This is a genomic window from Candidatus Lariskella endosymbiont of Hedychridium roseum (assembly GCF_964020185.1).
GTDB lineage: Bacteria > Pseudomonadota > Alphaproteobacteria > Rickettsiales > Midichloriaceae > Lariskella.
In genome coordinates this window covers 1,288,393-1,311,619 of sequence record NZ_OZ026538.1, presented here as the reverse complement: position 1 = coordinate 1,311,619, position 23,227 = coordinate 1,288,393, and the positions used below count along the sequence as shown (strand labels likewise).

Annotated in this window: 18 protein-coding genes and 1 rRNA gene; 10 read left to right on the top strand and 9 right to left on the bottom strand. The window is 36.3% G+C overall.

The genetic code is table 11. The features are described 5' to 3' along the window. Window positions 1–441: 441 nt before the first annotated feature. The 7 genes from AACK98_RS06685 to AACK98_RS06655 all read left to right on the top strand — a co-directional run bounded on the left by AACK98_RS06685 (window position 442) and on the right by AACK98_RS06655 (window position 6,245). Entirely contained in the window at window positions 442–759 is a 318-nt protein-coding gene (locus tag AACK98_RS06685; protein WP_339040932.1) for an FtsB family cell division protein, read from the top strand. A gap of 200 nt (window positions 760–959) precedes the next feature. After that, window positions 960–2,717, top strand: a complete 1,758-nt coding sequence (dnaG, locus tag AACK98_RS06680) for a DNA primase (RefSeq protein WP_339040930.1) — start codon at window positions 960–962, stop codon at window positions 2,715–2,717. 69 nt (window positions 2,718–2,786) lie between these two features. After that, complete coding sequence (gene rpoD, locus AACK98_RS06675) at window positions 2,787–4,715, top strand: RNA polymerase sigma factor RpoD (RefSeq protein WP_339040928.1); 1,929 nt, start codon at window positions 2,787–2,789, stop codon at window positions 4,713–4,715. A 107-nt stretch (window positions 4,716–4,822) separates the two neighbouring features. After that, complete coding sequence (gene tnpA / locus AACK98_RS06670; protein WP_339040926.1) at window positions 4,823–5,254, top strand: IS200/IS605 family transposase; 432 nt, start codon at window positions 4,823–4,825, stop codon at window positions 5,252–5,254. Window positions 5,255–5,588: 334 nt separating this feature from the next. Then, window positions 5,589–5,882 (top strand): hypothetical protein, encoded by a 294-nt coding sequence (locus AACK98_RS06665; protein ID WP_339040924.1) that lies wholly within the window; start codon window positions 5,589–5,591, stop codon window positions 5,880–5,882. Next, a complete protein-coding gene (locus AACK98_RS06660) occupies window positions 5,840–6,004 on the top strand; it encodes a hypothetical protein (protein ID WP_339040402.1) in 165 nt (54 codons plus the stop codon). The genes AACK98_RS06665 and AACK98_RS06660 overlap by 43 nt, the downstream gene beginning before the upstream one ends. Continuing rightward, window positions 5,967–6,245 carry an IS1 family transposase gene (locus tag AACK98_RS06655; protein ID WP_339040922.1) on the top strand — a complete coding sequence of 93 codons (279 nt, stop codon included), beginning with the start codon at window positions 5,967–5,969 and terminating at the stop codon, window positions 6,243–6,245. The genes AACK98_RS06660 and AACK98_RS06655 overlap by 38 nt, the downstream gene beginning before the upstream one ends. Window positions 6,246–6,420: 175 nt before the next feature. On the opposite strand, the gene AACK98_RS06650 is transcribed toward AACK98_RS06655, so the two are convergent. The 4 genes from AACK98_RS06650 to recO all read right to left on the bottom strand — a co-directional run bounded on the left by AACK98_RS06650 (window position 6,421) and on the right by recO (window position 10,293). Next, window positions 6,421–7,080, bottom strand: a complete 660-nt coding sequence (locus AACK98_RS06650) for a hypothetical protein (protein WP_339040920.1) — start codon at window positions 7,078–7,080, stop codon at window positions 6,421–6,423. Between the two features lie 725 nt (window positions 7,081–7,805). After that, complete coding sequence (locus AACK98_RS06645) at window positions 7,806–8,351, bottom strand: hypothetical protein (RefSeq protein WP_339040918.1); 546 nt, start codon at window positions 8,349–8,351, stop codon at window positions 7,806–7,808. 22 nt (window positions 8,352–8,373) lie between these two features. Continuing rightward, complete coding sequence (locus AACK98_RS06640) at window positions 8,374–8,820, bottom strand: hypothetical protein (protein WP_339040916.1); 447 nt, start codon at window positions 8,818–8,820, stop codon at window positions 8,374–8,376. Between the two features lie 738 nt (window positions 8,821–9,558). Then, complete coding sequence (gene recO / locus AACK98_RS06635) at window positions 9,559–10,293, bottom strand: DNA repair protein RecO (protein WP_339040913.1); 735 nt, start codon at window positions 10,291–10,293, stop codon at window positions 9,559–9,561. 619 nt (window positions 10,294–10,912) lie between these two features. Here recO and uvrA point away from each other — a divergent pair. Next, window positions 10,913–13,810 carry an excinuclease ABC subunit UvrA gene (gene uvrA / locus AACK98_RS06630; RefSeq protein ID WP_339040911.1) on the top strand — a complete coding sequence of 966 codons (2,898 nt, stop codon included), beginning with the start codon at window positions 10,913–10,915 and terminating at the stop codon, window positions 13,808–13,810. Window positions 13,811–14,207: 397 nt separating this feature from the next. On the opposite strand, the gene AACK98_RS08310 is transcribed toward uvrA, so the two are convergent. Continuing rightward, window positions 14,208–14,294 carry a transposase gene (locus tag AACK98_RS08310; protein WP_410520030.1) on the bottom strand — a complete coding sequence of 29 codons (87 nt, stop codon included), beginning with the start codon at window positions 14,292–14,294 and terminating at the stop codon, window positions 14,208–14,210. Between the two features lie 551 nt (window positions 14,295–14,845). Here AACK98_RS08310 and AACK98_RS06625 point away from each other — a divergent pair. Next, entirely contained in the window at window positions 14,846–15,127 is a 282-nt protein-coding gene (locus tag AACK98_RS06625; protein ID WP_339040909.1) for a hypothetical protein, read from the top strand. Between the two features lie 847 nt (window positions 15,128–15,974). On the opposite strand, the gene AACK98_RS06620 is transcribed toward AACK98_RS06625, so the two are convergent. From AACK98_RS06620 to AACK98_RS06605, 4 genes are all read right to left on the bottom strand, one after another. Next, window positions 15,975–16,499, bottom strand: a complete 525-nt coding sequence (locus AACK98_RS06620; protein ID WP_339040907.1) for an IS1 family transposase — start codon at window positions 16,497–16,499, stop codon at window positions 15,975–15,977. Between the two features lie 281 nt (window positions 16,500–16,780). Beyond that, entirely contained in the window at window positions 16,781–17,875 is a 1,095-nt protein-coding gene (gene rlmN, locus AACK98_RS06615; protein WP_339040905.1) for a 23S rRNA (adenine(2503)-C(2))-methyltransferase RlmN, read from the bottom strand. A gap of 454 nt (window positions 17,876–18,329) precedes the next feature. Then, window positions 18,330–18,629, bottom strand: a complete 300-nt coding sequence (locus tag AACK98_RS06610) for a hypothetical protein (protein WP_339040903.1) — start codon at window positions 18,627–18,629, stop codon at window positions 18,330–18,332. A gap of 191 nt (window positions 18,630–18,820) precedes the next feature. After that, window positions 18,821–19,294 (bottom strand): RNA pyrophosphohydrolase, encoded by a 474-nt coding sequence (locus AACK98_RS06605; RefSeq protein ID WP_339040901.1) that lies wholly within the window; start codon window positions 19,292–19,294, stop codon window positions 18,821–18,823. Between the two features lie 1,075 nt (window positions 19,295–20,369). Here AACK98_RS06605 and AACK98_RS06600 point away from each other — a divergent pair. Continuing rightward, window positions 20,370–23,140 (top strand): 23S ribosomal RNA (locus tag AACK98_RS06600). The last annotated feature ends 87 nt before the right edge of the window (window positions 23,141–23,227 follow it).

Below are 23,227 nucleotides of genomic sequence, written 5' to 3'. Positions count from 1 at the left end.
GTCAACTAATTAATAACAAAACGATCAAAGATTGGAATTTTTATAAAAAGCTAAACTGCTGTTACAATCACATCTTCATATTAATACTCTACCTGAGCAACACACATTAAACACAGCAATTTAGTTTGACACTACTTAAAAACATAGAACTCATACAACTATATCGCGCAAATAAAAGCATATAAATAAAACAAAAACGCTACACCATTTTATCATACTAACGGTGCAGATGATAGAATATTTACAAAATATAATCCAGCACTATATAATAGTGCTTCACTTACCTACTATTTATGATGTAGAGCATTTTGGCCCACAAGTATAGCTTTTGCTAATGTTACTTTTATATTAATCATTAATTTTGACAATGAATTTCTTTTACTGCTATACAACTCAAGAAATAGAAAGTTATATTATATACTGTAATTTTGAGGCTAACGTATGTTGAAAAAACCTCTAGTTATTTCTTTCATGTTAAGCGCAATGCTGATATATTTCACGTATCATATGTTTGCAGGAAATAGAGGATTATTTTCTTATTTTGGATACGAAAATATAATCGCTGAAAAAGAAGGTATTTTAGATTCTTTGAATTCCGAACAAATCGCCTTAGAAAACAAGGTTCATATGTTATATGCAGAAAGTATTGACATTGATTTTTTAGATGAACTCGCTAGAAGTAAATTAGGACTCATTGCAGAAGATGAGGAATGTATGTTGAACTACAGCTCATCTACAAGTATAGCAAAGCCTGAGTAGATTAGAGCGTATAGACGCAGCTTGCTTTTATCTTGTTTTCTATTTATACGTAAGAATTAAATATTACTTTGAAATACGTAAATGATAAACGTGAAGTTAACAAGATATACCGTGCTTAATCTGCACGCAATTACGCTTTACTTTTTTACATTTAGTTTATAGGTTAACTAACTCAACTATTATTTGTTTAAGGTTTATGCATGGCTTGCTCGGATAAAATAAAAGCAAGGATTGCGCCTTCGTCTCTTATCTCACAATACGTCAAGCTGAAGCCCAAAGGTGGTGGCGAATTTTTGGGTCTCTGTCCGTTTCATCAAGAAAACACACCATCATTTACTGTCAGTGACGTTAAGGGCTTCTATTATTGCTTCGGCTGTGCGGCTCACGGAGATATCTTTTCATTTATAATGGATTTTGAAGGACTAGATTATAAGACAACACTTGAGAAGCTGGCGGCTATGGCTGGTGTCGAACTAGAAAAAAAGCATGAGCAAAGCAGAGATAAAACTAAAGAAGTATGTTATGCAATTTTTGAAGAAATAACAAAATTTTACCACAATCATTTACATTCGCAAAATGATACTTCCGGGCTGGATTATCTGTGCCTTAGAAAGATAAAAACCGATATTATAACGTTATATAGATTAGGACTTGCTCCATATGACTCAAGCAAAATATTTTCATATTTGAAAAAAAGATTTACCCTCGAAGAAATTGCTTTGTCTTCTGTATTTGGGAAAGATTTAAGCAATCTTAAAGATTTGATGCGTGGTCGTGTGATATTTCCTATATTTGACCGTAGCAAGCGTGTTATAGCATTTGGTGGTAGATTGATAAACAGTAGTCATTATGGACCAAAGTACGTAAATTCATCTGAAAATCCACTATTTCATAAAGGCGATATTCTGTATGGACTCCATGAAGCAGAAAAGGCTGCGCGCAAGGCGCGGGAGATCTTCGTAGTTGAAGGATATATGGATGTGCTCGCTCTTGCAGGCTCTGGATTTAAAAACGCTGTTGCGCCACTTGGAACAAGTTTTAAAAAATCTCATGTTGAGTTGCTTTGGAATATATCTAAAAATCCTATTATATGTTTTGACTCTGACAATGCAGGTCTGACTGCTCAAAAACGTATAGCTCTTGAGGTTTTACCAGATGTTACTCCTCAAAAATCGTTACAATTTTTGATGCTGAAAGACGGAAAAGATATCGATGAGGTTATAAACAAGTTTGGAGGTGATATAGAAAGACTCGGAGAAGTATTAAATTCAAGTATATCACTTGTAGATTTTCTTTTTGCAACCGAATCTAGCGCAAGAAAATTATCAACTCCAGAATCTCAAGTAGAGTTTAAAAATACACTAATAAATCTTGCAGCTTCTATAAAGGATAAAGCACTAAGCATCGAATATAGGCGATATTTTTTAGACTTATTTTTTAAAAAACGATACAGTAAATTTAATAGTAGTTCTAAAAATGTAGCGCATTCTGCAGTACTAGCTAGTCAAATGAAATTCTTGATGAATAAAGAAAATAGTCATACAATGGCCATTTTGTGTGTATTGTTGAAATTTCCTGAATTGTTGAATGAACACGAGATATATGATGAGTTTGTGAACTTTGAAGCTAAAGATTTTGGTCTATTTAGCGAAATTAGGGACTACGTTTTGCAGCGCTCTGCTAATAATTGTAATAACGAGCTTGATTCTATAAAAGGAATAAAAAGTACAATATTGAGTAGAGCGGAAGAAGCAAGTGTTTATATAGGTAGCTCTATAGATGAAGCAAGAGCTGTTCTGACTAGGGCATTTCGTGTACATTCGTTACTAATATTGCGCTCTCAGATCGAAGAAACACAACAGGAGTTGCTGCAAAATCCGAGTGATGAGCTTATGTCTAGGCTTTTACAGCTTAAGTCATATGAATTGCGTTATAAGAATGAGCTAAAAATTGCGTAGTACTAAACTTTGCTTCAATTAAATTTTGATGATTAACCTAGTATTTATCACATTGGAGGTGAACTGGCTGTGAGTAATAACCTGCGAAAAGAAAAAGAGCAGAATAAAAATGCTGCTACTAAGAAAACTTTGGAAGAACTCATTGAAAAAACCAAGGATATAGGGTTTGCTAATTATGATGAATTAAATAAGATTCTTACTTCAAGTGCAGGTCAAGAAAAAGTAGATGACACAATGTCATTCTTTAGTGATGCCGGAATCAGCCTTTCTCAGGCTCGCGAAGATGAGGAAAACATAGATACTATAGATCTAGATGTTTCTATAAAACCACAAAACTCTTTTACTACTAAAGGAGAAAACGATGTGGATGAAGCTGAAGCTCTAAGTAGCAATGACCCTGTGAGGATGTATCTCAAAGAGATGGGGTATAGACTTCTTTTAACTAGAGATGGTGAAGTTGAAGTTGCAAAAAACATAGAAGAAGGGAATAGAAGAAGGATTGCACATCTATGTAGAAGTCCACTTGCTGTCAAAGCAATTATGAGGTGGTATGAAGGACTTGTGAATGATACTATAATGCTGCGTGAAGTGATAGATCTTGATGCTACATATTCACAAGAATTACATAAAGACAGTTTTGGCATAGAAGGCGGAAAGGGCGACTTTGATGAAGAATTGTCTGAGAATGAAAATATGGATTCAGAGATAGAGGATATAGATGAAAATGAGAGACATGAGAATGCTTCCATACTCAGCATGGAAACTGAACTAAGACCAAAGATCATGGCATTGTTTAATAGTGTTGTGGATTTAGGTAGTAAGCTTCTGGTTTTGCAACAAGAAAAATTAGATCTAATACTAACTGGAAAAGCTTTCTCAGCTGAACAACAAAAAACATATGAGGATTTAATATCGCAGCTTTCTGATATTATGCTTGAGATGCGATTGAATGAGACGAATATAGAAGCATTGATTAGTGAGCTTTATCAAAATAATAAAAAGCTGATTCAAGTTGAAACAGAGTTGTTAAAATTAGCTGTATCTTATGGGATAGATAGAGCAGACTTTTTGAATAAATATACAAAAGAAGAGCTAAATCCGAATTGGATTTCTAGCTTGAAAAAAGATCCTAAATACAGCAAGTTTATTTCTGAAAATGAAAGCAAAATTGATGAGATTAGAAATGAAATTAAGCAGATGGCAATAGTTTGGTCAATTGATGTAGCAAGCTTTAAGGAGCTTGTTGCGGAAGTACAAAAGGCTGAAAGGATGGTTGCTAAATCTAAAAAAGAGATGATAGAAGCAAACTTAAGGCTTGTAATTTCTATAGCTAAAAAATATGCAAATCGCGGCTTGCAGTTCTTAGATCTGATACAAGAAGGAAATATAGGGTTGATGAAAGCTGTAGATAAATTTGAGTATCGCAGAGGATATAAGTTTTCTACATATGCAACTTGGTGGATTAGACAAGCTATTACTAGGTCTATAGCCGACCAAGCAAGGGTAATTAGGATTCCTGTGCACATGATAGAAACAATAAATAAGATACTGCGCACTGCAAGACAAATGACACATGATTTGGGAAGAGAGCCTACACCTGAGGAAATAGCAGTAAAATTAGATATAGATGTAGACAAATCTAGAAAGGTGCTAAAGATAGCTAAAGAACCTATGAGTCTTGAAAATCCTGTTGGTGATGATGAAGGTAGCGTCCTTGGTGATTTCATTGAAGATAAAAATGCATTACAACCTCTGGATGTCGCTGTACGCTCTAATTTGCGTGACGTTACCACTAAAGTCTTAGCATCTCTAACACCAAGAGAAGAAAGAGTCCTGAGAATGAGGTTTGGTATAGGGCTTTCTATTCAAGATCATACTCTGGAAGAAGTTGGACACCAGTTCTCTGTTACCAGAGAACGTGTGAGACAGATTGAAGCAAAAGCCCTGAAAAAATTAGGAAGACCATATAGAGCGAAGCAATTTAAAGGATTTGTTTAAAATACGAATAAAAAGCTAGAATCTTATAATTTGCTTGTTATGTTTTTAAACTTTTATCTTATTATTGCGTAGCTTGATTGCTATAGTCGTTGCAACAATGCAGTTAAATGAAATTTAGTGATGCTAGTTATTTAGCTGCACTAGTTTTATGTCGAGAGTTATATTGTACTAAGTATAGGTATAGAGTTTTAACTGGGCAAGTTGCGATTAGAACTAGGGAAGTAATCCGAGAAATATGTGCTGCTAATTACATAAATATAATTAGTGGCAGTATGAGTCCTGATCACGTACATATATTAGCATTGGTTCCGCCTAGTATATCAATATCTAAAGCTGTGCAATATATTAAAGGTATAAGTAGTCGTAAGTTGCTACAGGAATTTGCACTGCTCCGTAAGCGGTATTGTGGGCAACATCTTTGGGCCAAAGGGTATTTTGTTGTGACAGTTGGCAATGTGAATTCAGAAGAAGTGCAAAAATATATAGAACAGCATGAGGAACATCACAAAAAAGATGATTTTAGAATATCAGAGTTTTAGCGTTTACGCTTTTAATCTGCTTTGCAAGCGTTACACAAACTACCGCGCTTTAGCCGGTAGTAATTGATTTATATCTTATTTATGCAATATTTTTAAATGGCTATGTGTAGATTTTTTGTATCATTATTGCTCGTAAGTCTTATGCTGCTTGGATGTAACAAAGATACAAATAAAACAACCATAGACTCTCAAAAATTGATAAATAATTTTGAGAGTTTTCACAATTAGATAGAAGTATGATATGATCACTTTTTTAAAAACTAAAGAGTGGTTTTATGGTTTGTTGTAAGGGATGTTGCTCTGATATCTTTGTAAAGAATGGCATTGTGAGGGGGTGTACAGCGTTATAAGTGCAGATCATGTTCTAAATTTTGTTGAGGGCGATCTGGGCAAGAAGCCTCAAACAGCTGTTAAGAAAGCATTATGCGTTATGCTATATAGTCTTGGTAAGGGCTCTTTTTCTATGTTAGGCAAGATATTAGGGCATTCGCCGTCCATAATTTATCGCTGGGTAGTAGAGGCGATGGGCAAGACTCAGGAGCCAGTTGTCTCTTCGGATATTATGGAGATGGAATTCGACGAGATGTGGCATTTTATTGGTTCAAAAAAACAAGCTTTGGATCATTAAGGCAGTTGATCGTAGTACAAGGAGAACAGTTGCCTGGGTTACAGGCAATCGTGATACTGCAACATTCCAAAAGCTCTACAAAAAGTGAGTCATCTGAAAGAATGTCATTTTTATACGGATGATTGGGATGCTTTTTCTAAAATTTTACCCAAAGAGCGTCATACAATTGGAAAGTCTGGCACAGTATGTATCGAGAGAGATAATAGCAACACGCGACATCATTTATGCCGAATGACACGGCGCACTAAAATCGTTTCTAAAAAAGAGTCAATGGTATACGGATCCATCAAGCTTTGGTGCGTTCTTACTATTACACAAATATTCAAACAATATCAAGAACAGCTCTTATCTATCTTTATGTGAAAACTCCCAGAATTTCTACCTCAGAATGAGGTTATGCAAGAGGTCTATTGATGTCACTTCCTGTTTTTGATTCTTATAGGTCTCAATTTTTTTTGGCACGCACACTATATTAGTACAGTACGCCAATTGTACTTCAGTAATAAAAAACAAAGTGCAGATTAATGCCAATTTTTGGCTATAACTCATCGTGTTGCGCATTATTATATAAACCTATGTCTTGAAACAATTGGTACGTAAAATCTATGTAATTTTGACTGCATATAAAATCAATGTCTGGGTAATATACAGCAAATTTCGATTTGCATTCCTCAGAAAAAGATTCTTTAAGCTCACCATTTTGCACTGTAACGAATTCTTTTGCATCAGGATTTTGTATGCTTGACGTGTAAGGTTTGATTCTTGCATTTGTTAATAAAGTCGTAGAAAAACTATTCAAGTCTATAAGACTTTGCGGCGGTTGGTTATTTGTGATTAAGCTAAGAAGTGCTTCTTCTTGTGTCCCGCTTGGATTTTGATTAAGCAGTGCTATTAGTGCAGAGAGTATTCCATTAGACAGGGATGAGGAAGCCTTTGCAACATCAATTCCTTGATTAGTTTGTAAAGATTTGAAGAGCGTTATAAGTTCACTATTATTCCTTATAGTTCCATATAACATAGAAAAACTGTATAGATAATCAAAAACAAATTCATTGGATTCTGTGTTATGCTTGGCTGTTTTGACGCAGTTCATTAACAAAGAATACATAGCCTTATAATGTTCAAGAGCATCCTTGAGCGACTCTTCTTTTGTTTTTTCTGCGTACTTCTTTTTAATAGACCTCTTGCATAACCTCATTCTGAGGTAGAAATTCTTATAGAGTAGATTTTTGCAAAACGTCACCAAACAATGATCCACGTGAGTGTTTTTATGTTTTAGTGACAATCAAATCACAGTTTGGAACAGGTTATGCAAGAGGTCTAATGTATTGTATCGTATAATTTGGCATAAAGAGACTGATTCCATTTTATAGTTTATAGTCTTGTGCGTCAAAATCGATTTGCTATGCTAATTTTTGGACATATAATTTGTCCTGTTTCTAGCAAATACCACTTAACAAAATCCATTTTTCTGCATGATTTTCTGCGGATCATCATTGCTTGCAGGCAAAGATAAATCCTTGGCTTTGAGAGTTATGAAGCAACAATTTTATAACTAAAGTTATAGTTTATTTGTGTGGCATAAAATCATATCATGCTAATTGTTAAAGTCTGGCATTATAGCGCAGCATTTTATTTCTACCTTATTGTTTTATTTTATGTATAAAACATTTCAAAATAGAATGACTTTAAGTGCTGCTTAGTACTTATTTGCGAAATATTTGCATCATTCATGCATTACTTTAATACGTTTTGTTTTCCTCTCAAATGTTGAGCTTATCACGCTTAAAGATTGTGCACGAGCAAATTATTCAGGTATGCACCAGTCAGTCTATCTGCCAAGGCATGTTTTGCTGCGCAAATAAATTGTTGCGCAGCAGTTAAATGTACAAAAATACTCACCAAACTATTTAATGCCAGTGCTTATGAATAAAGCCCTATGCTGTCAAAGAGATTGAAAACAGAAGAAACATATTCATCTCCACAGTAATACTTTGCTGCATATTGACCACTACTTTCTGTATATTCAGCGTTGCAAAGAGAAGTAAATGCTTTGTGCATATTAGTACCATGATCTGTATATTGATCGCCCTTTTCAAAGTTGCTGCTGGCTAAAGTTTTAAATACACTTTTTGCTTCGCCATGCATTGCTTTGTCATACAATTTTCTCTTTGAGCTTTCTATAATTGACTCAAACAATTTGCCAAAATCAATAATGCTTTCTCCTTCTTCTCCTTCCTGTCCCTTTCTCATCATCTTTTGTACTAGATCTGCAATTTGCTGATTGAATTTCTGTCCAGCAAATTTATCTTCATCTAGCGCGCTTTCATATGCGTCTTTAAATGCTTTGGAAAAAGTGCCGGCTAGAGCTTTAGCTTTTGTATTATCGCCTCTGAATGTTGCTGGCATTGAGTTTATATTCTTAAGCTTAGCTGTGACGCTTTCATCTTTGGATAAAACTTCAAACATCCCAAGGAATGATTTGATATCATCAGCCAGTGAACTTGTTCCTTCTATTTATGTGTGCGGCTGTTGCATTTTGCATAGACTTTTGCATGAGCGAGTTTATTGACTTGAAGTGTTGGAATGCATCAAAAACTTTTTTGTTGAATTCAACGCTTGCTTCAGCTTCTTGCATTAAATTAGTTTTGCAATGTGAAGAGAGTGGGAAATTTGCTGTTTGTTCATTGCAATTAGGTAAACCTACTTCGTTTTTCATGTCTATATTCTCTTTTTTAGTGTTATGTTGAGTTGAAAATTCTTTTTGTGCAAAATTACTTGTAATTTTATCGCTTTTTCTATGATCATCGCTGTATTGTTGCTTAAACTCTTCTGCATCTTTAATGCTGCTAGCTGCATCGCTATTTGTTTCGTTATCGTTATCGTAGCATTGCTCTCTCCGGCTCTCTGGAAGAATGCTATCCTTATAGCTAAACATATACTTCTCTAAATCTTATTAATACTACTCTTGATTGCTCTATAATTCTATAGATTGATAATACAAGCATTGTCCTGATAATAGACTTGCTACACATCTAATTTTAAATTAAACGAAGCTCATTCTATATTTTGCTGCAAAAATCGCCAATTAAATTAAAATTCGCTACCGGCTTCTTTACCGGGCATCGTCATCTGCTCTCTTTATCGATTTATCTGATAAATACTGAGAGCTTTAGCTTTAAGTTTGTGGAGAAATCTTTTTAATAAGCAAAAATCGCGATTCCAATGCGAAGTTGTAGAGCGAATTATAATACTAAATGCATTAATATTCAAATGATAGAATATGAAGAATACAGAGGAAGCAGTATAAAATCACCATTTTGTTACATAAATATTAACAATACGAATAATCTTCAGAAAAACAAGCGCTAAATTTTTGTAATTTGTTATTGTGCTGTTAACAAGACAATATGCGCGTAGCATCATAAACATAAATTTTATTTGACTGATAAGCTATAGCTAAGGCAGCATAAAAAAGTTATGCTAAACTTTGTCTTTTTGATAAATTTGAAGTCAGCTTTTCGCATGAAATAGCAGCCATAGCAAAAGAAGTTGAAGAGGCTATAATTGTAAGCTCTGATGTTAGATTTTAAACTTCAAGCTATGCAGTCCATCGGCCAAAATAACCTATAACTCCCTAAAATCTATCACGCAGCAATCAGGATAGACTAATGAACTAACTTGTAAATAAACTAAGCAATTTATCTCTATACATAGGCTTTTTCATTATAACCTCGTGAAGTAAATGTTTGCACATGAAGTGATTAATAATTGTAAAACCTTGCAATATTTCTTCGCGTTTAATCTGTTCTGTTTGATATAAAAAAAATTGCGGTAGTCTAAACAACTTTGATTCATATGGACCTGCGCATTCAGCTGAGACAGCGCATCCAGATTTTGGCGAGATAAATTTTAAGTTGTGATTTTTCCCACTGACTACGCATTTTGTAAGATCTAATCCAAAACCGCTTTCTTTTAATATTGCAAGTTCGAACAATAAATACTCCGCAGCAATAAGATTTAAAGAATCTACCTCAGAGCTTATTTTATATGCAATAACCTTACGGAAAAATCTTTCTGTGGTTTCAAAAGTAACACCTTGCGCATCTCCTTCTTGCAAGAAGGCATCAAGCAGCTGTATTACGCTATTTATAATCAACATTTTATGGTAGGAACTTGCAACTAGCGCAAAAGTATGCAAAACAGGTTCAAAATTATAGTACCCCAAACTTCCAAGCTTTCCAGACCATCTTGCTTGTACAATATTGCAAGGAGCAAGAGAGCATGAAAGTTTGTTGGGTCTATAAAGGCCTTTAACAACCCCATTTTGGTTAAGAAAACACTTTACAATAAACCTTGACTCTTGAAAATGAGTCATTCTTAAAATAATCCCTTTATCTTCTATTATCATTCAGATAGAATTCCTTTTGCGTGAGATGATAGTACTTGATTAAAAATGACATCCAGAGACTAACACCTAGTTTATCTTCATTAAAATCAAAATGCCGTCAAGGTGACTATTAATTCTCTATTATAAAATTTTGGTGCTTGTCTTTTTCTCTGCTTTTTGTTAGCGGCTCTGCTTGCAATATCAGATATGCATTAAACAGAAAAATAACGAGCCGCAAAACATGATATGCTGACGTAACATTGCTATATTATCATGCGCTTCGCTGGTTATTGAACTGTGGTTATTATAGCAGTATAACTTCAGTATTACAAAATGTAATAAGATGATAGGTGATGCGTTACGAAACAAGAGATAAATAGGATCATCATTGTGTGTTACACCTAATAAGTTGGTCATTTATACTGCTTTGTACTGTATTGTTTTATAAAAAGTAAGCAATGTAGTGATACAATCTGCGTACTGTGTTGATTTAAAATTCTGTGTAATCGATAAATTCTTAAAACATCTTAATTTCTTGCAGACTATATGAACAATGTATGCATCGTAAATTTATAACATGATGTCACATCACAGATGCGCTGCTTGATACTAATAATAATTAAAAGAGAAGATAAATAAAATGAATAACGGATTTATCAGAGTAAGGGGCGCAAGAGAGCATAATCTAAAAAATATTAATGTAGATATTCCAAAGAAAAAGTTAGTAGTAATAACGGGATTGAGCGGTTCTGGAAAGTCCTCTCTAGCTTTTGATACTATATATGCAGAGGGAAGACGAAGATATGTTGAGAGTTTATCTGCATATGCAAGGCAATTCTTGGAAGCACAAGCAAAACCAGATGTAGAATCTATTACAGGTCTTTCTCCTGCAATTGCAATTGATCAAAAGACTACCTCTAGAAATCCGAGATCAACTGTTGCAACAGCGACAGAAATATATGATTACCTTAGAGTTTTGTATGCAAGAATAGGGGTCCCATATTCACCAGCAACTGGACTGCCTATCGAAAGACAAACTGTTACTCAAATGGTTGATGATATCCTTTCTTTGCCTATGGGTACAAAACTATATGTAATGTCTCCTATAATTAAAGGACAAAAGGGAGAGCATAGGAAAGAACTTCTAATTTTGCGGAAGCAAGGTTATGAGAAAGTAAAGATAGATGGTATCTTTTACGATCTTGATGATCTACCAATGCTTGATAAGAATAAGAAGCATGATATTGCGGCTGTTGTAGATAGGATAGTTTTAGAAGAAAATCTTGGTAATAGACTGGCAGATAGTGTTGAGACTGCCCTCAAACTCAGCGATGGAATCTTATTCATTGAGATCATTTCAATTCCTGAAGAAAGTGTAGATCCAGAAAATGGTAATCAGTATAAGCCGGAGGATGTTCTTGTATATTCTGAGAAATTTGCTTGCTATATATCAGGATTTACGCTTACTGAAATAGAACCAAGAATTTTCTCATTCAATAGCCCTTATGGAGCATGTCCTAAGTGCAGTGGGCTTGGTACAGAAGTGTATTTTGATGCGGATTTGGTAGTTCCAAATCATAGTATTGGCCTAAAAGATGGTGCAATTTTGCCATGGAGTAAAGCTGCTTGTTCTGTTGTATCGCAGTTAAAATTTTATGATCAAACTATTGCTGCACTTGCTAAGCACTACAACTTTAGTTTGTTAGCGCCGTTTTCTTCTTTACCTGAAAAAATACAAAATATAATATTATACGGTTCTGGCAATGAAGAAATCACGTTTTCATATGATGATGGGTTAAGACGTTCTAATGTTAAGGGGCGATTTGAAGGTGTGATTCCATATCTTGAGAGAAAGCTACAGAAAACAGAAAGTAATGGTGTGATAGAAGAGCTCTCAAATTATCAAAGTGCGAAGAGTTGTCAGGCTTGTTTAGGATATGGACTAAAACAAGAATCACTATGTGTAAAAATTGCAGAGAAACATATAGGAGAAGTATGTGCAATGACAGTACTTGAGGCGATAGATTGGATCGATGGCCTTGAGTCAAAACTAAGTAACACACATAAACAAATTGGTGAGAGATTGCTGAAGGAAATAAAGAAACGCATATGTTTTTTAAAAGATGTTGGGCTTGATTATCTGACTTTAAACAGAAAATCTACCACTCTTTCTGGCGGAGAAAGTCAGCGGATAAGGCTTGCCTCACAAATAGGTTCTGGTCTGAGTGGGGTGTTATATGTGCTTGACGAACCTTCAATAGGTTTGCACCAGTGTGATAACATGAGACTTCTGACCACACTCAAGAATTTAAGGGATCTTGGTAATACTGTGATCGTAGTAGAACATGACATGGATACTATGGTTGAAGCCGACTACTTAATTGATGTTGGGCCTGGTGCTGGAGTGCATGGAGGCAACATAATATCACAAGGAACCCCTGCAGAAGTGACCAAAGATTCGAGTAGCATTACTGGAAAATATCTTGCAAAAGAGCTAAATATAGATGTTCCAAAAGAAAGAAGGCAGACAGACCCAAACAAGAAAATCGAAATTATTGGAGCAAGATCAAACAACTTAAAGAATATTTCTGCTCACTTCCCGATTGGCAGCTTTATATCAGTTACAGGTGTATCTGGTAGTGGAAAATCTAGCTTTGTGATTAATACGCTTTATAAAGCTGCTATAAAGAAATTACATAATACCAAGGTTGTGCCTGGTCAGCATGATAAAATACTTGGTCTTGAATATATAGATAAGATAATACAAATTGATCAATCTCCAATAGGCAGAACACCAAGGTCAAATCCTGCGACTTATACTAGTGCGTTTACGCATATAAGAGATTGGTTTACAGGGCTTCCAGAATCCAAGGCAAGAGGGTATAGCCCTGGTAGATTTTCCTTTAACGTAAAAGGTGGAAGATGTGAAGCATGTGAGGGAGATGGAGTAATCAAGATAGAGATGCATTTTTTACCTGATATATATGTACAGTGCGAAGAATGTAAAGGGGCTCGTTATAATCGAGAGACATTAGAAGTCAAGTATAAGGGGCATTCTATAGCAGATGTTTTGACACTCACTATTGATGATGCAGCTGCGTTTTTTGAAAATATTCCATTAATTTATGAGAAATTAACAGCACTTCAGGAAGTTGGTTTGGGTTATATGCGTCTTGGACAATCAGCCACAACACTTTCTGGTGGAGAAGCCCAGCGTGTGAAGCTTGCTAAAGAGTTATCAAAAAAATCTACAGGTAGAACTCTTTACATATTAGATGAGCCAACAACTGGATTGCATATACATGACATTAAAAAGCTGCTGGCTGTTTTGCATAAGCTAGTTGATGGTGACAATACTGTTACTGTAATTGAGCATAATCTAGATGTGATCAAGACTTCAGATTATATTATCGATATAGGGCCTTATGGTGGGAATAAAGGTGGCACTATTGTTGCAACTGGAACTCCTGAGGATATTGCAAGAAATCCAAACAGTATTACAGGTCAATACCTAAAGCCATATTTGCCGTGTCTATAAGTATACCACAGGTAAAATGAAGAGTTGGGTGTTTGAATTATGCCATATGCAATCTAACTTCGTATATATGCAAGTTAAATATTGAAAGGCTAATCGACAGCTTGTTATAGAGTTTATAAGTGATGTAGTCCATCCACAAAAATTGATATACGCAAACAAATAAATTTTTGTGGAGAAGTGAAATGTGCAAAATTTAGCCCTTAGATCGGTCCTGTGCTAATTTTTGGATATATTAATTTGTCCTGTGCCGCGCGCAAACACTACTTTCACAAAATCCGTAAGTTTTTTGCGCTGACTTATAACATTTCCTTACGGATTTAAAGCGCTATTTTATGCGCACTTTCGAGGCTTTTGGGCGCGGGGGCGGCGTATTATGGATTTAACTTTAGCCTTAAAATTAGCTCAAATGAGTCTCAATAGGATTTAAATCTGGCGAATAATGAGGTAAGAAAAGTAGATGCAACCTGCATTTTCTATGATCAATTTTTGATGGATATACTTCATGTTATAATAAAAGTTATAAATATGCAGATTGTCATATAAAGCAAAAAATGCTGTATACAATATACACCATTTTGTGATGGGTCTATTAAGTGCATAGATGTGTCTTTTTTCAAGAAAAGCTTCCATGAAATTGTAACCAATCCCAATATGAGGATCATGATAATCATGCTTGTAAGCAGCAATATGCAGAGTGATAATAGAAACATATTTTGTGCTATTAGTACTAGCATTGAAGATATACAGATGGAAGTAGATGCAAGTAATCTAAATGTAGTAGTTTGTAACGCTACGCGCCAGTCTTTTTTTACCACTGCTTGTTCGATTAAGAGTCCATATTGTCTATAAAATATTGTATTATAAACTTGCATTATGGAGCTGACTACTATTTCTGCCGCTACTATTATGAACATAATATATGCCATATTTTCTCCATAAAATGACCTGATACTAAAGCTTGCCACCAGAGAAGTGCAGAAAATTTGTGATGTATGATAAATAAACGCTGCAATGTTGCCATTGTATAGTTGATTTGTGATTTGTGATCCATATCTTCCAGAGCTATTTATTGCCCTTCTGATTAATAGAGATGATAGACCAAGCACAGAATATGATACCAGATTGATTAGTTCTCCCAGCGGAGACTCTTGTGCTTCACGTGATATTACTCCAGAAACTAAAAGAAAAGATACTGTGATGATACAAATCACAGAGTATACGTACATGTTATATTGTTCTGCTTTAAGGCGTGGCAAATCTATGTCGAACAATATATTTGAGCTTTTGAGGAATAAAACTATTAGAGAAATAACATAGAAAAGTTCAAGGCATATTATAAATATATCGTATTGTGTAATAGACAAAAAATCTTGTAAATTTCCCATTGTGTTTACTAATTTAGAGATATAGTGCAAAAATTAGGCGCATATTATATAGAATTTGTAATATTACAGCTCAAATTTGATATGCTTCTAATTTTACAATGCTTCACATTTTATTTATAAATCTTTGAATTTATACTGTTATCAAGATGTGAATACATTTAAAAACTCTTTTTATGGCTGCCTTCTTCTTCAGCTCTAGTTTAAAAATCCTCATATACGCAACACTTGGATTCTGAAGTTGATATAAAGCAATATATATACTCGTTATATTTCATAAATTGATGCATCTTAAAGACTGCTCGTTATGTATTGATTATACGCATGCTATCTTAGTTCTTGCTATCTCTTTTTGAAATATTGCACCGCTGGCCGGGCCATAGCTTCGTATCAAAATACGAAAATACCAACTCTTTATTTCCCTGCAGTATAATTTATCATATTTTTCAAAATTGGTGCCTTTAAAATGCTCCTTATGTATTTTGTTTCAACATTGCTGGCAAAGTCATTGTGAAAGTATTTTTGGCCTGATTTTTAAGTATTGCTTCGTTAATTTCTTCGTAAATATGTGAAAATATTTGATACAGAAATTAACTTACGCTCTAAAAAAACTATGCCATCAAAATCCTCGCTCGTGCACTTTGCAGGTAGTAGCATAAATAACCAATCATAATTTATCGTACGAAAAGTTATTTAATGATACAAACATTATATTTAAAAAATTTCAATTTTAAAAATAAACATCAAATTATGATGACGGTAAAATCAATAATCGAGAGTTTTCACATAAAGATAGATAAGAGCTGTTCTTGATATTGTTTGAATATTTGTGTAATAGTAAGAGCGCACCAAAGCTTGATGGATCCGTATACCATTGACTCTTTTTTAGAAACGATTTTAGTGCGCCGTGTCATTCGGCATAAATGATGTCGCGTGTTGCTATTATCTCTCTCGATACATACTGTGCCAGACTTTCCAATTGTATGACGCTCTTTGGGTAAAATTTTAGAAAAAGCATCCCAATCATCCGTATAAAAATGACATTCTTTCAGATGACTCACTTTGTTGTAGAGCTTTTGGAATGTTGCAGTGTCATGATTGCCTGTAACCCAGGCAACGGTTCTCCTTGTACTACGATCAACTGCCTTAATGATCCAAAGCTTGTTTTTTTTGAACCAATAAAATGCCACATCTCGTCGAATTCCATCTCCATAATATCCGAAGAGACAACTGGCTCCTGAGTCTTGCCCATCGCCTCTACTACCCAGCGATAAATTATGGACGGCGAATGCCCTAATATCTTGCATAACATAGAAAAAGAGCCATTACCAAGAACTATATAGCATAACGCATAATGCTTTCTTAACAGCTGTTTGAGGCTTCTTGCCCAGATCGCCCTCAACAAAATTTAGAACATGATCTGCACTTATAACGCTGTACACCCCTCACAATGCCATTCTTTACAAAGATATCAGAGCAACATCCCTTACAACAAACCATAAAACCACTCTTTAGTTTTTAAAAAAGTGATCATATCATACTTCTATCTAATTGTGAAAACTCTCAAATCATCAATCATACACTGCATTCATGAAGTAGTCTCACAGTTTTTTGTTTTGCTTCTAATAGAATTCGATTTTAGCTGTCCACAAGCTGCCATAATATCTTGTCCTCTATTCTTTCGTATTGGTGATGGGTATCCATTATCTTCGAGAATTTTTGCAAATTTCCTGATTTGTGTATTGGAAGAAGTACGAAATTCAGTTCCAGGCCATGTATTAAATGGTATTAGATTTACTTTGGCCGGGAGGGAAGCAAGCAATTTCACCAACTCTTTTGCTTCCCCAATGCTATCATTGATGCCGTCTAGCATCACATATTCAAAAGTGATGCGTTTATTTCCGGTAATTGCAGAGTACTCGCGGCAGGCTTCTATCAGTTCTTGAATTTTATACTTCTTATTTATAGGAACTAACTTATCACGGAGTGAATCGCGCGTGGCGTGCAGAGAGACTGCAAGATTTATTCCCAGTTCCTCGGCGCAACGTACTATTTGAGGTATTATTCCAGATGTTGATAATGTAATGCGATTTTTAGATATATTTAGGCCATTTTTATGCATCATATTTTTGACTGCGATTGATACATTTTCATAGTTTAAGAGCGGTTCTCCCATACCCATAAGTACGATATTTGTTATGCGTTTCTGAAACTGTTGTTTAGTTGTGTTATTTTTTTCTTGTTCTAAGAATTTTTTAGCTAGCATGACTTGCCCTATAATCTCTCCAGCCTTGAGGTTTCGCACAAGTTTTTGTGTTCCTGTATGGCAGAACTTGCATGTAAGTGTACATCCTACCTGTGATGAAATGCAAAGAGTTCCTCTTTCTATTTCTGGAATGAAAACTGTTTCTATAGTATTGTCGTCTTGCATTTTTAGTAGCCACTTTACTACTTCATCTTGTGCTGTTTGTTGCGTTGCGATTTGAGGATATTGTATCTCGCATTGCTCATCTATTGTGAGGCGTAATTCACGTTGCAAGTTGGACATATTATCAAAATGTTCAACTCCCTTGCGATACACCCAGTCCCAAATTTGCATTGTTCGGAAAGGTTCTTGTTGCATATCGAGTAGTAGATCCTTTGCTCTATTAAATTCTAGGTCTAAGAAATTAGCTTTATTCATTTGTTATCTTATCATAAGTTAGTTAGTTATCTGCCTGCGCCATAACTCTAAGAAGTGCAGGATTAATGTTGATTGTAAACGATTATAATGCGCTGAAAGTCCAACAGAAAAAGTGGCAAAATTGCCAAAAACCTTATGGATTTTGTGAGGTGCTGCCTTAAGTAAGGGCATGCGCACGGATTTGAAAGGCATGATTTTTTAGATGGCCAGTTAATTTCTGAATCAAATACTTATATATTTGCGAAGAAATTAATAAAGTAATACTTAGAAATCATGCTAAAAGGTCTCTGCAAGTGGCTTTGCCCGTAGTATATAAGTAGTATTTGCTAAGTACAGGACAAATTTATATATCCTAAAATTAGCGCATGGCAGTTCTAAAAGCTAATTTTTGTATATTTAACTTTACGCAAAAATTGTTTTGCGCAAGCAAATAAATTTTTGACGGGCAGACTAGTTACTTTCCTCTTCCAAAGCTGATTACGCTTGGCATTTTTGATGACCCCAGTATTGGTGGCGGTGTTATACTACTTGCGATATTTGCCAAACTCATAGAATTTGCCATACCTTGAAAAGCAAGGAAAAATCTATCCATAAAGTCAAAAGCGATAGATGAAGTTTTTTTTGGTATCCTTTCGAGTGAGAGATCCATATCGTTGAATATAGTGGCTCCATTAGATGCGCCTATTGATGCTCCGTTTGATATGCCACGTGACATAGATGAAGCGAAAGAGCCCATTGCGCCATCAAAATCCATATACACATTCTCCCTAAATATTGTTTAATAATCAAAACAGAGTCTGCATTTTGGCAGCTCTATACTTAAGCAAGCTTCATTGTAACACAAAGTTAAAAATTAGTTGCTGCGGGTTACTTGTAGAACTTTCCATTATGTCAGAAGGCGTATTGCACAAGTGTTATGATGCAGCACTAAAATAGCTATGTAATTTAGATTTTACAGTATAGCTCTGCAATAATCGATAAATATAACTCTTTTTTAAAATCTATTATGCTATTTATTAATAAGTCCTGAGTGACCCATTGCCAACTCTTGAATTCTTGATTTGCTGTATCAACTTTAATATCAGAGTCATTACCTAAGAAACGCACTAGAAACCATTTTTGAATTTGTCCTATATACATTCCATCCCAGAGTTCATTAATCATTTCCTTTGGTAGATCATACTTAAGCCATTGTTTGCTTTCCGCTATCAGTTCAACACTTTCTTTTGGTACCATGACTTCTTCATATAGTTCTCGAAATGCGGCTTGTAGAGGTGCTTCTCCTTCATGCATGCCGCCTTGTGGCATTTGCCATCCTGGGATTTCACAATCTATACGTTGTCCCGCAAGTATTAGACCATTTTTATTAACAAGCATTATTCCTACGCCTTTTCTATAGCTAGAATTTGTTGCTGCCATTTTTTATCTCCTACACATATAATCAATAGACCTCTTGCATAACCTCATTCTGAGGTAGAAATTCTTATAGAGTAGATTTTTGCAAAACGTCACCAAACAATGATCCACGTGAGTGTTTTTATGTTTTAGTGACAATCAAATCACAGTTTGGAACAGGTTATGCAAGAGGTCTAATGAATAAAATAATTTAATTTCAATTCATAATGCGTTTGTTAAATAACAAACATAAGTTTTTACGCAAGTTTTAGTTAAGTTTATGGCAAAATAATGCTTAAAATGTATATATAAAGAGCATTATTTCTCTTCTTTAGATTCGGCTTTGCGGTGTTGAATACTAGATTAGTGTATACAAAAAAGGCAATGAAGCGGCATGCTCGTCATATTTTTTGAAATCAGCGTCTTACAAAAAGCTTCTTATGTATTTTTGTACATGGCTTTGTTAACCAAGCCACTTGCGTAGACATTTTTGGCATGATTTTTAGTATTATTTCGTTAATTTCTTTGTAAATAATGTACTCTAAAAATTTAGCTCTTAAAATCTTTGCTTAGTGCACTGATGAATGCAGTGCGATACGTGCACTTCCATTCTTGGCTTGCTCTTTTTTAAGTCTAACTGCGTTTATCAGCAGTACATGAGTCTTGCGAAACAGCAACCTTCTACTACATATATGTTTTTAGATCGAAGGTCTATTAAACATGTTCATTATGTGTTCATTATGCTTACGTAAAAACGTTAAAGATTTTGACAGAATGCTAAGTAATAAGCAACACATATATGTGAGGCATTATTTCTCATTGAGTGGTATATAGGTTTTGCGCTCGTAAGATTGGTGTTTTGTGTAATAGAGTAGTGGATATTTGACGCAAATGCAGCTTGTCAAGCATACTTGATTTGTCAGTAGAATAAAAAAATGTAAAATGAGTGTTGACTATTTATGTGTAATCCTCTATAACCTGTTGATGACTTGTTGTCTTTGAAATTGTGAATGTAAACCAAATGAAAAAATAATGATAACCGTATCAATAAAGCTGAATTACAAATTTAGTTCTGTAAGCAATAAAAGCAGTCAGTAAGCTTTAAATATGAGAAGAGCATTTGATGGATGCCTTGGTGGTAGGAGGCGATGAAGGACGTAACAGGCTGCGATAAGCTGTGGGGAGGTGCCAATAACCTTTGATCCGCAGATTTCCGAATGGGGAAACCCGCCGAGTTTACTCGGCATTCTAAGATGAATCAATAGTCTTAGAAAGCAAACCTAGGGAACTGAAATATCTAAGTACCTAGAGGAAAAGAAATCAAACGAGACTCCGTTAGTAGTGACGAGCGAACGCGGACTAGGCCAATGTTCTTGCTGTAATAATTAGAATCTCTTGGAAAAGAGAGCCATAGTAGGTGATAGCCCTGTATAAGTAAAAAACAGTAAGGAATTTGAGTAAGGCGAGGCACGTGAAACCTTGTCTGAATATGGGGGGACCACCCTCCAAGCCTAAGTACTATCTACCGACCGATAGTGAACAAGTACCGTGAGGGAAAGGTGAAAAGAACCCCGATTAGGGGAGTGAAATAGAATCTGAAATCAAATGCTTACAAGCAGTCGGAGCGGTCCAGTCCATTTATGGATTGGTGCTGTGACGGCGTACCTCTTGTATAATGGGTCAGCGAGTTAGTGTATCTGGCGAGGTTAAGCCGTTAGGTGTAGCCGTAGCGAAAGCGAGTCTGAATAGGGCGCTTAGTCAGATGCATTAGACCCGAAACCGGGTGATCTAGCCATGAGCAGGCTGAAGTTAAGGTAAGACTTAATGGAGGGCCGAACTCGTCACTGTTGCAAAAGTGTGAGATGACTTGTGGCTAGGGGTGAAAGGCCAATCAAACTCGGAAATAGCTGGTTCTCCGCGAAATCTATTTAGGTAGAGCGTTGTTTGGTTACCGTCGGGGGTAGAGCACTGGATAGGCTAGGGGGGCCCAAAGCCTTACCAAACCTAACTAAACTCCGAATACCGACGAGTATAAAACAGCAGGCAGACTGTGGGTGCTAAGATCCATAGTCGAAAGGGAAAGAGCCCAGACCGCCGTCTAAGGTCCCCAAGTTATAGTTAAGTGTGAAAGGATGTGGGAACGCCAAAACAACTAGGAAGTTGGCTTAGAAGCAGCCATCTTTTAAAGAAAGCGTAATAGCTCACTAGTCTAATAGCGATCCTGCGCCGAAAATGTATCGGGGCTTAAACTATATACCGAAGACGCGGGTTCATGTGTGTAACAACATGTGAGCGGTAGCGGAGCGTTGTGTAAGTCTGTGAAGGTGTGTCGTAAGGCATGCTGGAGATATCACAAGTGAGAATGCTGACATAAGTAGCGTAAAGGGATGTGAGAAACATCCCCGCCGAAAGTCCAAGGTTTCCTACGTAAAGTTAATCTGCGTAGGGTTAGCCGGCTCCTAAGACGAGGCTGAAAGGCGTAGTCGATGGGAATCACGTTAATATTCGTGAGCCTGCCAGTAGTGACGAAAGTAAAGAATTGTGTGAAGTTAATGGATTCTGAGCGCAGTTTTAGCTTTCCAGGAAATAGCTCTGGCATATAGACCGTACCCCAAACCGACACTGGTGGACAGGTAGAGTATACCAAGGCGTGGAGTGAATGATATTGAAGGAACTAGACAAATTGCACCTGTAACTTCGGGAAAAGGGTGGCCTCACTTAGGCAACTAAGATGAGGTGGCACAAACTAGGGGGTGGCGACTGTTTATCAAAAACACAGGGCTCTGCAAACTCGTAAAGAGGAAGTATAGGGTCTGACGCCTGCCCGGTGCTGGAAGGTTAAGGTGAGGAGTGCAAGCTCTGATCTGAAGCCCCAGTAAACGGCGGCCGTAACTATGACGGTCCTAAGGTAGCGAAATTCCTTGTCGGGTAAGTTCCGACCTGCATGAATGGCGTAACGACTTCCCCATTGTCTCCAATATTACCTCAGCGAAATTGAATTCTCCGTGAAGATGCGGAGTGCCCGCGGTTAGACGGAAAGACCCCGTGAACCTTTACTATAGCTTTGCATTGGTGTTAGGGATTAAATGTGTAGGATAGGTGGGAGACTATGAAGCAGAGGCGCCAGCTTTTGTGGAGTCATCCTTGAAATACCACCCTTTTAATTTTTGACATCTAACCACGACCTGTGAATCCAGGTCTGAGACAGTGCATGGTGGGTAGTTTGACTGGGGCGGTCGCCTCCCAAAGAGTAACGGAGGCGTGCGAAGGTAAGCTCAGGCTGGTCGGAAATCAGCTGTAAGAGTGCAATGGCATAAGCTTGCCTGACTGCGAGACTGACAAGTCGAGCAGAGACGAAAGTCGGTCATAGTGATCTGGTGGTCCCGCGTGGAAGGGCCATCACTCAACGAATAAAAGGTACTCCGGGGATAACAGGCTGATGAGCTCCAAGAGCCCATATCGACGAGCTCGTTTGGCACCTCGATGTCGACTCATCACATCCTGGGGCTGTAGAAGGTCCCAAGGGTTCGGCTGTTCGCCGATTAAAGTGGTACGTGAGTTGGGTTCAGAACGTCGTGAGACAGTTCGGTCCCTATCTGCCGTGGGTGTAAGGAAAATTGAGAAGATCTGACTTTAGTACGAGAGGACCGAGTTGGACATACCACTGGTGTACCAGTTGTTCCGCCAGGAGCAGCGCTGGGTAGCTATGTATGGAAGGGATAACCGCTGAATGCATCTAAGCGGGAAACCCACTTCAAAACTAGTTTTCCCAATTAGTGCCGTGAAAGACTATCACGTTGATAGGCTGGGTGTGTAAGCAGAGCAATCTGTGTAGCTAACCAGTACTAATAGCACGATTGATTTAATGTTTAATGACTGTTTGTTGCATGCAGTACTAAATTTGTAGCTTTTGCTATTTTTTTGTTGTGCTCTGATTATTCTTATTGGAGCATTGTG